This window comes from Psychrobacillus vulpis (assembly GCF_006861825.1).
Lineage (GTDB): Bacteria > Bacillota > Bacilli > Bacillales_A > Planococcaceae > Psychrobacillus > Psychrobacillus vulpis.
In genome coordinates, this window is the sequence record NZ_VDGI01000005.1 from 136,685 (window position 1) to 149,785 (window position 13,101).

Consider the following 13,101-nt stretch of genomic DNA (forward strand, 5'->3'; position numbering starts at 1 on the left):
AAAAGAGGTGAACTCATGCATAGCCCACAAGTAAAACTAGAATCCTCTGCAAACCTTCAGGAAAATATGTTATTAGAGGTTAATGGCTTAAAAACGTATTTTCAGATGGAAAAAGGGAAAGTGGCTAAAGCAGTTGATAATGTGAGTTTTTCTATTAATAAAGGAGAAACGGTTGCGTTAGTAGGAGAATCCGGCAGTGGAAAGAGCATAACTTCCCTATCTATTATGAGACTCATTCCAAAACCTCCAGGTGAAATTGTAGAAGGATCCATTTTTCTGGAGGGAAAGGAATTACTTACTCTACCAGAGGATGAAATGGCAAATGTCCGTGGGAATGATATCGGAATGATCTTTCAAGAGCCGATGACTTCTTTAGATCCAGTCTTTACAATTGGCAATCAAATCGTGGAATCGTTAATGAGACATCAAAAAATAAAGAAAAGTGAAGCTTATGAGAAAGCGATTGAATTACTAAAGATTGTTGGCTTTTCTAGAGCGGAAGTAATTATTAACGAATACCCTCATCAATTATCTGGGGGGATGAGACAAAGGGTGATGATTGCTATTGCAATGTCCAACAATCCTAAACTACTTATTGCAGACGAACCAACTACTGCATTAGATGTTACCGTTCAAGCTCAAATACTAAACTTAATGATGGATATGAAGAAAAAGTATGGATCATCTATACTACTTATCACACATGATATGGGAGTTGTAGCGGAGGTAGCAGATCGAGTGCTTGTTATGTATGCAGGACAAATTGTGGAAGAGGCTCTCGTGAAAGACCTTTTCTTGAAAACGAAGCATCCTTACACGAAAGCATTATTAAAAACGATTCCTAATATAGAGGTTGAATTACATCGTTTAGATTCGATACCTGGTACTGTACCGCCAGCGCATCTATTCCCTAAAGGCTGTAGATTTGCTGAACGATGTACGTACGCGATGGCAAAATGCCATGAAGAAGATCCTAGTCTCATAGAGAATTCTCCGGACCATAAAGTTAGATGCCATCTCTATGAAAGAGAGGGAGGTATGTAGAGTGATCGAAAGAGAGAAGTTACTTACAATAAATCATCTGAAAAAATATTTTCCGATTAAAGGCGCTCTTTTTAAAGGGAATGCTGGCCAAGTAAAAGCAGTTGATGATGTAAGTTTTGAGATTTATAAAGGGGAGACACTTGGAATCGTAGGAGAATCTGGTTCAGGAAAATCGACTTTAGGGAGAACAATCCTTCGATTGATGGAACCTACCGATGGTGAAATTATTTTTGAAGGAACTAATCTGGAAAAACTACGAACTAGACAATTAGTAGAGCAAAGAAAACAAATGCAAATGATATTCCAAGATCCATTTGCTTCCTTAAATCCAAGAATGCGTGTTGGACAAATTGTTGGGGAGCCTTTGGCTGTACAGAAGATGCTTACGAAAGCAGAACGTGCTGAAAAAGTAATGGATTTAATTAAAAAAGTAGGTTTGACAAAAGAAGCACTTACAAAGTTTCCGCATGAGTTTTCTGGTGGTCAGAGACAACGTATAGGTATTGCTAGAGCTCTTTCCATGAATCCAAAATTTATTATTGCCGATGAACCAGTTTCAGCTCTCGATGTTTCAGTTCAATCGCAAGTTTTAAATTTGATGATGGACCTTCAAGATGAATTTACTTTAACTTATTTATTTATCTCCCATGATTTAAGTGTTGTGAAGCACATTAGTGATCGTGTAGGTGTGATGTATTTGGGAAGAATTGTTGAAATTGGGGATAAAAAAGATATCTATAGCAATCCTCTCCACCCATATACTCAAGCGTTATTATCAGCAATTCCTGTCGTAAACTTTGAGAATGAGAGAGAAAGAATTCAGTTAAAAGGGGAGCAGCCTAATCCATCAGATCCACCAGCAGGTTGCGCATTTCATACAAGATGTCCACTTGCTTTCGAACGTTGTAAACTGGAACGTCCGAACCTTATGAAGCAATCAAGTGGGCAGTTAGTCGCTTGTCACTTGTATGAAGACGGAACGCATAATACTAAGGATACGAGTGAGGATAAAATTCTTGTTCTCCAACATTAAAGGATAGAATTATACCTTTAACTGCTTGAATATTCATAAAATATATAAAGTAGGTGTGAATATGAGTTATGGCAATATTACAGACGTTCCGGGGATAAAGGTAGGTAACATAGAAAACATAGAGGCACTGACAGGCTGCACGATTATCGTTGTTGAAGATGGAGCTGTTTGCGGTGTAGATGTTCGTGGATCTGCCCCAGGTACGCGGGAAACGGATTTATTGGACCCTATAAATCTAATAGAAGAAGTACATGCAGTTTCATTGTCAGGGGGAAGTGCTTTTGGCTTAGACGCTGCCTCAGGTGTTATGCAATATCTAGAGGAGAAAGGAATTGGCTTGGATGTTGGAGTAGCTAAAGTACCCATTGTTCCAAGTGCCGTATTATTTGATCTTCCTATTGGAAATCCAGCTATTCGCCCTGATAAGCAGATGGGATATGAAGCGGCTCAGAAAGCAGATGTAGGTTCTTTTCCTTTTGGGAATGTAGGTGCTGGATGTGGTGCAACAGTAGGTAAAATAACAGGTCCCGAAAATTGTATGAAAGGCGGATTAGGCAGTGCATCTATAAAATTTGAAAGTGGTTTAGTTGTTGGAGCGATAGTCGCAGTAAACGCTGTTGGTGATATCAGAGATCCGGAAACGAGAGAAATACTTGCAGGTCCAATTGACCCTAAAACGGATAAAATCATTGATAGTATCCATTATTTACAAGAAAAAATATTTGCAAATGAAGTTCTACCAGGTACAAATACGACAATCGGATTAGTTGCAGTAAATGCAAAGTTGACGAAGGCGGAGGCAAAAAAGGTTGCACAAATTACTCAAAACGCATTGGCTAGAACAATATTCCCTGTGCATACGATGATGGATGGCGACACTGTTTTTGTTCTAGCTACTGGAGGAGAAGTATATCCAGTAGATTTCATTGGAAATATGACAGCTAAAGTGATGGAAGAAGCAATTATTGCTGCTATAAAGGCTGCAGATAAAGTGGACGGTGTACCAAGCTACAAGAGTCGAACGCATGGAGTAATATCATAAACCGAAAAAGGGGGATATTAAGATGAGGGAAAACAAAAAGTGGTTAATGCTTGTCCTAATGATGTTTTGTGTTTTGATGATTAGCGCATGTTCTAGTGAAGGTGGAAATGTTGACGGAGAAAAAGCTCAAGAGATTAAAGTGAGAATAAATGATGACCCAGATTTTCTCGATCCGCATTTAGCTACTGCATCTATTTCCTACCAAATGATATTAAATATGTTTGAAGGATTATTTGCTCCAGAAACAGACGGTTCACTAAGTCCAGCAATAGCGGAGAGTTATGAACTATCTGAGGATGGACTTACTTACACTTTCAACATTAGAGACAATGTAAAGTTTCATAATGGAAACACAGTTAAAGTGGAGGATATAACGTATACATTTGACCGATTGATGGGCACCAAAAATGGCGATCCTCTTTCATCTAATTTTAACAATGTAGCGTCCATAGAAGCTCCAGATACTGATACATTTGTGATCAAGCTGAAAGAGCCGAATTCAAACTTTCTATACTCTCTAACAGCATTACAGTCTGCTATTATCCCTGCAAGCAATGAGGGTAAACATAATGATAATCCAATTGGAACTGGTCCATTCAAATTTGTTAAATATAGCCCAGGAGCCAATCTAGAACTAGCAAAGCATGAGGATTATTGGGACGAAAAGCTACCTTATTTAGATAAAGTAACATTTGTATTTCAATCAGATGATCAATCTGCATTAATGGCACTGAAAGCTAAAGAGGTAGATTTGACTGGAGTACCAGCCAATCGATTAGCAGAAGTAGAAAATGATTTTAATATTCGCAAACAAAATAACAATTCAACTTTAGTCGTTACTTTCAATCAAGAGAGAGAGCCGTTCAAAGATGTAAGAGTACGCCAAGCTATTAACTATGCAATTAATAAAGGCGATATTATAGATGCTGTTTTCTCAGGATATGCTACACCGATCGGCTCAAATATGAGTCCAGCTATGGGAGACTATTATAAAGATGGATTACAGGATGTATATGCTAGAAATATTGAAAAGGCAAAAGAGTTACTAGCAGAAGCTGGTTATCCGGATGGTTTTAGTACGAAAATATCTGTATCGTCTCATAATGATATGTATTCAAATATAGCTCAAGTTATAGTGGAAAACTTAAGAGAGATTGGAATTAAAGTGGAAATTGAAGTAGTTGAATGGGGAATTTGGTTAGAACGGATTTACTTCGGAAGAGATTATGATATGACAACGATTGACTTGACTGGAAGACCTTCGGCATATGAGATTCTAAATGATTATATATCTACAAACGATAGTGAAAACTTCTTTAGATTCAAAAATGCTGAATTCGATAAGATAATGGCAGATGTATTAAAAGAGGCAGATAGAGATAAACAAATTCAGATGTATCAACGTGCTCAAGAAATATTAAATGAAGATTCTGCTTCCGTATACATCGCGGACTATCAAGTGCTTTGGGCCTCTGATAAAGAGATTGAAGGGCTAAAAAGTTATCCATTCTGGTTCCATGACATGTCCGAAGTGAGATTTACTGAGTAGAAGGGAAGAGAGACATGGCATACATCATTCGAAGAATCATTTTATTTGTTGTTACTATGGCAACTGTATCCCTTATCACTTTTTCTGTATTTCAAGTAATGCCTGGGGATCCAATACGTATTATGTTAGGAACGGAGGCAGATGAAACACAGGTTGAGACATTAAAAAAACAGCTTGGATTAGATCAACCACTTCATATCCAGTATATGGATTGGGTAAAAGGATTAGTTACAGGAGATTTAGGAGACTCTATTCGTTTTTCAAGACCCGTAACAGAATTACTAGCGGATCGATTGCCTGTAACTATTTCTTTAGCTTTAATTACACTAATAATAGTCGTCATAGTTGCTATACCTCTGGGGATATTTGTAGCTAAAAGACAAAACAAATTAAGTGACGTTGTGTTCTCTTCCGTTACCCAATTAGGAATGGCAGTCCCTTCCTTTTGGCTAGGAATGTTATTAATTTTATATCTCGGAATGAACTTTAGTTTCTTCACTATTAGTGGGTATGTCCCTTGGACACAGAGTGTAGTTGGTGCATTAGGTGCACTATTATTACCCGCGTTAACAATCGCCATTCCTCAAATAGCTGTTAAATTTCGTTATGTGAGAAACGCAATTTTAGAACAATTACGATTAGATTATGTGCGAACTATTAGAAGCAAAGGAATTACAGAAAAGTTCGTCATGTATAAACATGTGCTAAGAAACTCGATGATTCCTATTCTAACTGTCTTCGGTTTAATAACTGCTGAAGTTGTGGCAGGGACGATTATTGTAGAACAAGTATTTTCTTTACCGGGAATAGGGCAGTTATTAATTACTTCCATTAGTTATCGAGATTTTCCACTTGTTCAAGGGATAGTTATGTACATCACTTTTGTAGTTGTTTTTATTAACTTTATAGTTGATATTTTATATTCTGTTCTCGATCCACGCATACGTTTAAATTAAGGAGGTCACCAAATGAAAACACTTATGAGTCATGGGAAAAATATAAATTTAATCGTTGGCCTCCTCATTTTATCGGCTTTTTTACTACTAATGCTGTTGAGTTTTTTTTATACACCACATGATATTAATGCCATGAATGTAGCAAATAAGTTGCGTGGACCAAGTAGTGAGTACTGGTTTGGGACAGATGAATTTGGTCGAGACATCTTTAGTAGGATTATGAAGGGAACTCAAACAGCTTTTTTTGTAGGGGCTTTAACAGTTAGTATTGGTGTTGTTTTTGGGACACTAATTGGTGGAATTGCTGGTTACGTTGGTGGCTGGGTAGATGAGGTTTTCATGAGAATTATGGATTCTTTCATGGCCTTTCCTGGTATCATTTTGGCGTTAATGTTGGTTGCCGTATTCGGTCCAGGGATAGTAAATACATCTATTGCACTTGGCTTAATGGCGATCCCAAGCATTGCTAGGATTGCTCGAAGCGGTTTTATTCAACACAAAGAATTTGAATATGTCATGGCAGCAAAATTGATAGGGGTTAAACCTTTTAAAATTATGTTTAGACATATACTCCCTAATGTGTCGTCTCCTTTAATCGTAGCAGCATCCATCAGTTTTGCGGTGGCGATGTTGGCGGAGGCTGCACTTAGTTATTTAGGTTTAGGTGTTCAACCACCTGATCCAAGCTGGGGACGGATGTTAAAAGATTCTCAGGCATATTTAACAAGTTCACCATGGTACACCTATGCACCTGGCATCTCAATCACTTTAATGGTATTAGGTTTCTATATGTTGAGTAATGCAATTAGGGATATTATGGACCCTCGTTCAAACTAAACCGGTTTTCATTGAAGAGTAAAAACCGGTTTGTATATTCTATCCAAAGGTATACTTACTAACTGATGTGCTTTAATAGCAACTTCGAGTGCGAGTCGGTTTGATGGCTCCATAAAATCTTTACCGAGAAGTACTTCAAGTTTCTCTAGTCTGTTATATAACGTTTGTCTGACGATAAACAAGCGATCAGCGGCTTCATTCTTCACTCCGTTGCAATCCAAGTATACGCAAAGTGTAGTAAAGAGGTCGCTTTCTGTTTTTTGATCAAAATCTAATACAGGTTTCAAGTAATCATTTATGTAGTCTTCTATTTGACCACTTTCTGTTAATGAGAGAAGCAGTCTATAGATCCCAAGATTTTCATAAAAGGATGTTTTTGCTATGTGAGAGCCCTGTATTTTTAGAACTTCTGTTGCTTCATGATAACCATTTTTCGCTTGATCAATAGTTTTGTAGACTCTGCTAATACCGAATGTACATTTAGATCCATCCATAAAACTTTTTTCCTTCATTTGGACTATGTTTTGAATTATTTGTTCGAATCTGTCGGTGTCTTTCTTTAAATGTTCAGCAGCGATAAAGGACGCAATCACTGAAATCTCGGTCTTTCTTGAAGAAACAGCGGGAAAGAAACCAAGTCGTTTGAAAAGGGAGCGTATTAGCACAGATCTTTGAAGCTTTACTTCTTCCCAATCATCCTCGCTGATACTAGATTCGGGGAAATCCATTCGGATGATAAAAACCCTAAAATGCATATTACGGCTAGTGGAGGGTAAATAAGTTTGAATGTCGTCTTGTTCATAGTCTCTGCCTTTTAATAAGTTTCGGACAAGTTTGTCTTCCATGTTGTGTTTTCGTTCTCCAATTGTTCTGTTTCTTAATAGAATTTGTACGATAGCGAGTGCTGCACGATCTAATATTAAATAAAAGAATTCATTTGGTATCAGCTGTTTTATTGGTAAACATAAATGTCCCCAAATTTGTCCTATTCCTTTGACAGGTATGAGCACATAAGATTCATTGTCGAGTATAAAAGTACTTGGTTCTATATTTTCTTTGGGAGATTCTTCGATAAAAGAACGAATGGAAGTTTCGATGTTTCTAATTTCAGATGGATAATAATACGATTTTGAATCATCTGTTATAAACAAGACGCCTTGTTGTAGGTAGTGATGCAGCTCCTGAAGGATTTTTAATATGCCATTAGGAGTAAGTGAAAGGTCGATAAATTTCCTGGAAAGTGTATCAAGCTGCGATAGCATTTGATGATGTTGGTTAATGATGAGTGTGTGTAAATCTTGCGTAATATCAACAAACTTAACTATTTCTTTAAAAATAATAAGAGGAAAATCATGCTTCTCAGCTAAATGGATAAGTTCAATTGGAATCTCCTTAAAATACGTGCCTATTTCAATGCACATACCGGCAGCATTTTTTTCGATTAAGTTCTCCAAGTACTTAATTTGAGTAGAGAGGTCTAGTTGTAGGCCAACGCCTGTCGTTAATATTAATTCTCCTCCGTTAATAAAGGATTCAAATTCTTTAGTTTCTAAAATATGTGACCACTTTACTTGTCTTGATAATCCTTTTGAGCCTGCAATAACTTTAGCAGAAATAAATGTTTTTCTTTTTAAAACATCTCTAACAGTTAACACATATTCAGTCATCTTTCATAACCTCCAAAAAGTTAAAAAATTTCTTCAATGATTATACTTTCTGTAAAGTGTAACTATTCTAAATTATTTGTAATATTAAATATAAGCTTTATTGTAAACTACGTTAAGACTAAAGAAAAGTAGAATTGGAGGAATATTATGAATAAAGTAGATGTGAAAAAGAAAGCGCTTTCAAACTTCATAAATGGACAATGGGTAAAGTCTACAACGGAAGAGTATATGGAAGTTCCAAATCCTGCAACAGGAGAATTAGTAGCAGAAGTACCTATTTCGACATATGAAGACTTAGAAAAAGCAGTTGATGCAGCAAAAAAAGCATTTAAGTCTTGGAAGAATGTGGCCGTTCCGCAGCGGTCACGTATTCTATTTAAATTCCAACAGTTATTAATAGAACATTCGAATGAACTAGCTAAACTCATTACTATTGAAAATGGAAAAAATTATTCGGAAGCACTCGGTGAGGTACAGAGAGGGATAGAATGCGTCGAATTCGCAGCTGGTACACCGACATTAATGATGGGTTATCAACTTCCGGATATAGCAACAAATATCGAATCTGGTATGTACCGATATCCATTAGGAATAGTTGCGGGAATCACACCATTCAACTTCCCGATGATGGTACCTTGTTGGATGTTTCCCCTGGCAATTGCAAGTGGGAATACGTTTATATTGAAACCATCTGAAAGAACTCCTCTATTAGCAAATCGACTTGCAGAGTTGTTAATAGAGGCAGGTTTACCAGAAGGTGTATTTAATATTGTGCATGGAGCACATGATATTGTGAATGGAATTCTTAGTCATCCGGACATTCCAGCAGTATCTTTTGTTGGATCCCAACCAGTCGCAGAATATGTATATAAAACAGGTGCATTGAATGGTAAAAGAGTGCAAGCACTTGCAGGAGCTAAAAATCATACAATTGTCATGCCCGATGCAGATATGGATTTAACTGTAACAAATATTATTAATGCTGCTTTCGGATCTGCGGGTGAGAGATGTATGGCATGTGCTGTTGTCGTAGCAGTTGGCGAAGTTGCAGATAACCTTGTTGGTAGATTAGTAGAAGAAACGAACAAACTTACAATCGGAAACGGGTTGGAAGACGGAATTTTCCTAGGTCCTGTCATTAGAGACTCGCATAGAGACAGAACACTTCAGTTTATTGAATCAGGTGTGAAGGAAGGAGCAACGTTATTAAGGGATGGAAGGACGGGCGAATCATCTTACAAAGGCGGTTATTTTATAGGTCCAACAATCTTCGACCACGTGAATCAAGAAATGAAAATCTGGAAAGAAGAAATTTTTGCTCCGGTTCTATCTATTGTAAGAGTTGATACTTTGGATGAGGCAATTGAATTTGCAAATCAATCAGAATTCGCGAATGGAGCGTGTTTATTTACAGATAGTGCGAAAGCAATTAGACAATTTAGAGAAGAAATTGATGCAGGAATGTTAGGAGTAAATTTAGGTGTGCCAGCACCAATGGCATTTTTTCCGTTCTCAGGTTATAAAAAGTCATTTTACGGCGATCTCCATGCAAATGGACGAGACGGAATCGAATTTTACACACGCAAGAAAATGCTAACGGCTCGTCATTCAAATTAGGAAAGGGGTAAGTCAGTATGACATTAGAGAGTAAAGAAACACAATCATTAGTTGAAAAGGATCGCCAAAATATTTGGCATCATATATCCGCGTATAACGAAAAGAGTCATCCGATGATCGTTTCTAGTGGGGAAGGAGCTTGGGTCATTGACCACAATGGGAACAAATATTTGGACGGCATGTCCGGACTTTGGGCTGTAAATGTTGGTTACGGACGTGAGGAGTTGGCACAGGCAGCATATGATCAAATGAAAAAACTTGCATATGTTCCGATGACACAGAGCCATGAACCGGCGATTGAGCTTGCAGCAAAGTTAAATGAAATGCTGGATGAAGACTATATAATCTTTTATTCCAATAGTGGGTCGGATGCAAATGAAGTAGCGTTCAAAATCGCTCGCCAATACCATCAGCAAAACGGGGAACCATCTCGCTATAAATTCATTTCGCGTTACCGAGCTTACCACGGAAGTTCCATGGGGGCATTATCAGCAACGGGTCAAGCACTACGAAAATATAAGTATGAGCCTCTTGCACCAGGATTTTTACACGTAGCTCCACCAGATAATTACCGTAGACCGAAAGGACAATCGATCGAGGAATATAATATTCAGCGAGCGCAGGAATTTGAAGAGAAGATTATTTGGGAGCAAAAAGAGACGATTGCTGGGATAATTATGGAACCACTAATTACAGGCGGAGGCATCCTCATTCCGCATCCAGTTTATCTTGAGAAAGTACAAGAAATTTGTCGTCGTCACGGAGTTCTTTTAATTATAGATGAAGTTATTTGCGGATTTGGACGGACAGGTAAAACTTTTGGCCATCGGCATTTTAATATAAAGCCGGACATTATTACGATGGCAAAGGGATTAACAAGTGCCTACTTGCCACTTTCCGTAACAGCTATCCGAAAAGATATTTATGAAAAATTTAATACGGCTGTGGAGAACAGTCATCTCCGCCATATTAATACATTTGGTGGAAATCCAGCTGCTTGCGCGGTCGCATTAAAGAATATTGAAATCATGGAAAAAGAAAATCTCGTCGAACGTTCGGCAGAGCTAGGAGAAAGATTATTAAAAGAATTGTCTAGTTTAAGTAAGCATCCATATGTTGGAGACGTTCGTGGCCTTGGTTTTCTCTTAGGCATCGAATTAGTTGAAAACAAAGAAACGAAAGAGCCTGCTTCTATCGAACGTGTCGCAAAAATTATTGGAGATTGCAAGGCAAATGGACTAATCATTGGAAAAAATGGAGACACAGTTGCAGGCTTCAATAATATTTTAACGCTTTGCCCTCCATTATCCTGTACCGACGAAGATTTAGAGTTCATGATAGCGGTAATTAAGAACGTCTTTAAAGAAAACGAATAGTATAAACACAGGGCTTGTCTCACGGTCGATTAATCGACTAGGAGGTAAGCCTTTTATAATTGGAGAAATGAGAGGTTTAGTTGGAATAAAAACAGATATAGTAGGAAAAAACGCAATGTTTGTTGGAAAAACTAAAATTGTTGACAGTTTACTAACCACTGGTTATATTATAACCAGTGGTTAGTTTTATTAGGAGATGATTAAGTGAAAAACAAACAAGAGCAACGATCGGAAGAAACAAAAAAGCAGATTTTAGAATCAGCTGGAAATTTATTTGCTAAAAAGGGATATGATTCTGTCACAATACGAGAAATTGCAAAGGAAGCTGGTTGTTCGCATACAACGATTTATCTTTACTTTAAAGATAAGGAGGCACTGCTACATCAACTTTCTATGCCATCTCTTCAAGAACTACATATTCAATTGAAACAAATATCCGATATGGACACATTAACAGCGGAAGTAAAATTGAAAGAAATTAGTCGTGAATACATTCACTTTTGCTTAAAGAATCGAAACATGTATGATGTTTTTTTCAATGCGAAATCATCGAGGGTAGATGAAGAACCTGAATTAGAGATTAATAAATTCCGAGTAGAAATTTTTGAAATGATGAAATTAGTCATTCAACAATGTCTCTCTATTCCAAACGATGAACAATTGTTGGCCTTTTCCCGCATTTATTATTACAACTTAAATGGAATTTTAATTACTTATTCGTATCAACATGAACCACTCGACATATTAATGGAAAGATTAACACCGACGTTTGATCTCGCAATAGAAATTCTTGTTTTAGGCTTTAGAGAAAAATTAAAATAAGGGGAAATGATGATGAAGGTAAAGAGAGTATCTGAGCATATTTGGAGCTTGAAAACATGGATGTTAGTTCCCATTCATGTGTGGATTGTAGTAGAAGAGGATGGAATTACATTAGTAGATGCAGGGATGCCGATGATGGCAAAAGGAATCATGAAATTTATGAAACAACTAGATGCTGGACCTTTGCAAAGAATCCTCCTAACTCATGGGCATGTTGACCATGTTGGAGCTGTAAAGGCAATATTGACCGAAAATGAAGTGCCGGTACATGCACATCGAATAGAAATTCCTTATTTAGAAGGGGATCTACTTTATCCGAAACGAAAGAAACTGGAACAAAACTTACCGAAACAACTAACTCAGCCCCTTTTAGAAGACGAGGTTGGAAAGTTGAATACTATTGGTGGACTAATTCCTTTTCTAACACCTGGTCATTCTCCGGGGCATGTTGTGTATTACCATGAAAAAGATCAAGTGTTGTTAGCTGGTGACCTCTTTAACTCTAAAAAAGGAAAGCTTCGTCCTCCTATGTTTACAGCTAAAATGGATGAAGCTTTAAAGAGTAGTAATATTGTAAGGGAGCTAAAGCCTTTACGATTAGAAGTATGTCATGGAAATACGGTATTTCATCCTGCTGATCAGTTAGATGAATATGTAGAAAAAGTCGAGAAGAAATTAGGTGCTATTTAAACGTGATAATTATCCAATACACCGTGCTTAGTTTATTTTTCTTCATGGAAATATGTGCATTAGCAGCGTTCTCGTTTTGGGGATTTCATATAGACCAAGGTAGGATTACCAAAATATTATTCGGAATAGGGACTCCTCTTCTAATCGCAATCTTTTGGGGTACATTTATATCTCCAAAAGCAACTTTTCCAGTGACCGTTCCAGTACGAATTGTACTGCAATTCATTATATTTGCCCTTGCAGCCGCTGCGCTATATTTCTCAGATAAAAGCCTGCTAGCGTTTATTTTTGGAGTAGTTGTATTGATTGAAATGATATTAATGTATTCAGTCGTTGATAACCCTAATTCCAATTGAGCCAAAAACATATAAAGTGTTTTTGATTTGAGACTGTAGACAAACTCGATAAAATCGAATTTGCTTCAGTCTTTTTTCTTATTAAATAGAATTAAGACTAATTAAGTCCGTA

12 protein-coding genes are annotated in these 13,101 nt (G+C 37.2%); 11 read left to right on the plus strand and 1 reads right to left on the minus strand.

Annotation, left to right across the window (positions count from 1 at the left end; translation table 11 throughout):
* Positions 1–15: 15 nt before the first annotated feature.
* The 6 genes from FG384_RS07305 to FG384_RS07330 all read left to right on the plus strand — a co-directional run bounded on the left by FG384_RS07305 (position 16) and on the right by FG384_RS07330 (position 6,461).
* Entirely contained in the window at positions 16–1,044 is a 1,029-nt protein-coding gene (locus FG384_RS07305) for an ABC transporter ATP-binding protein (protein WP_142641930.1), read from the plus strand.
* A gap of 1 nt (position 1,045) precedes the next feature.
* Complete coding sequence (locus FG384_RS07310) at positions 1,046–2,077, plus strand: ABC transporter ATP-binding protein (RefSeq protein ID WP_142641931.1); 1,032 nt, start codon at positions 1,046–1,048, stop codon at positions 2,075–2,077.
* A gap of 61 nt (positions 2,078–2,138) precedes the next feature.
* Complete coding sequence (locus FG384_RS07315; RefSeq protein WP_142641932.1) at positions 2,139–3,119, plus strand: P1 family peptidase; 981 nt, start codon at positions 2,139–2,141, stop codon at positions 3,117–3,119.
* A gap of 22 nt (positions 3,120–3,141) precedes the next feature.
* Positions 3,142–4,668, plus strand: a complete 1,527-nt coding sequence (locus FG384_RS07320) for an ABC transporter substrate-binding protein (RefSeq protein WP_142641933.1) — start codon at positions 3,142–3,144, stop codon at positions 4,666–4,668.
* A gap of 14 nt (positions 4,669–4,682) precedes the next feature.
* A complete protein-coding gene (locus FG384_RS07325; RefSeq protein ID WP_142641934.1) occupies positions 4,683–5,624 on the plus strand; it encodes an ABC transporter permease in 942 nt (313 codons plus the stop codon).
* Between the two features lie 12 nt (positions 5,625–5,636).
* A complete protein-coding gene (locus tag FG384_RS07330; protein WP_142641935.1) occupies positions 5,637–6,461 on the plus strand; it encodes an ABC transporter permease in 825 nt (274 codons plus the stop codon).
* An 8-nt stretch (positions 6,462–6,469) separates the two neighbouring features.
* On the opposite strand, the gene FG384_RS07335 is transcribed toward FG384_RS07330, so the two are convergent.
* Positions 6,470–8,128, minus strand: coding sequence for a PucR family transcriptional regulator (locus tag FG384_RS07335; protein ID WP_142641936.1), 1,659 nt, complete (start codon positions 8,126–8,128; stop codon positions 6,470–6,472).
* Between the two features lie 147 nt (positions 8,129–8,275).
* Here FG384_RS07335 and FG384_RS07340 point away from each other — a divergent pair, with 147 nt between their 5' ends.
* The 5 genes from FG384_RS07340 to FG384_RS07360 all read left to right on the plus strand — a co-directional run bounded on the left by FG384_RS07340 (position 8,276) and on the right by FG384_RS07360 (position 12,989).
* On the plus strand, positions 8,276–9,745 hold the full coding sequence (locus FG384_RS07340; protein ID WP_142641937.1) for a CoA-acylating methylmalonate-semialdehyde dehydrogenase: 1,470 nt from the start codon (positions 8,276–8,278) through the stop codon (positions 9,743–9,745).
* Positions 9,746–9,762: 17 nt separating this feature from the next.
* Positions 9,763–11,121 carry an aspartate aminotransferase family protein gene (locus FG384_RS07345; RefSeq protein WP_142641938.1) on the plus strand — a complete coding sequence of 453 codons (1,359 nt, stop codon included), beginning with the start codon at positions 9,763–9,765 and terminating at the stop codon, positions 11,119–11,121.
* A 204-nt stretch (positions 11,122–11,325) separates the two neighbouring features.
* Positions 11,326–11,943 (plus strand): TetR/AcrR family transcriptional regulator, encoded by a 618-nt coding sequence (locus FG384_RS07350; protein ID WP_142641939.1) that lies wholly within the window; start codon positions 11,326–11,328, stop codon positions 11,941–11,943.
* Positions 11,944–11,955: 12 nt separating this feature from the next.
* The gene (locus FG384_RS07355) at positions 11,956–12,633 is read left to right on the plus strand and encodes an MBL fold metallo-hydrolase (RefSeq protein WP_420849948.1); all 678 of its coding nucleotides are present in this window, start codon (positions 11,956–11,958) and stop codon (positions 12,631–12,633) included.
* A gap of 2 nt (positions 12,634–12,635) precedes the next feature.
* Complete coding sequence (locus tag FG384_RS07360; protein WP_240793367.1) at positions 12,636–12,989, plus strand: YrdB family protein; 354 nt, start codon at positions 12,636–12,638, stop codon at positions 12,987–12,989.
* Positions 12,990–13,101: the final 112 nt, after the last annotated feature.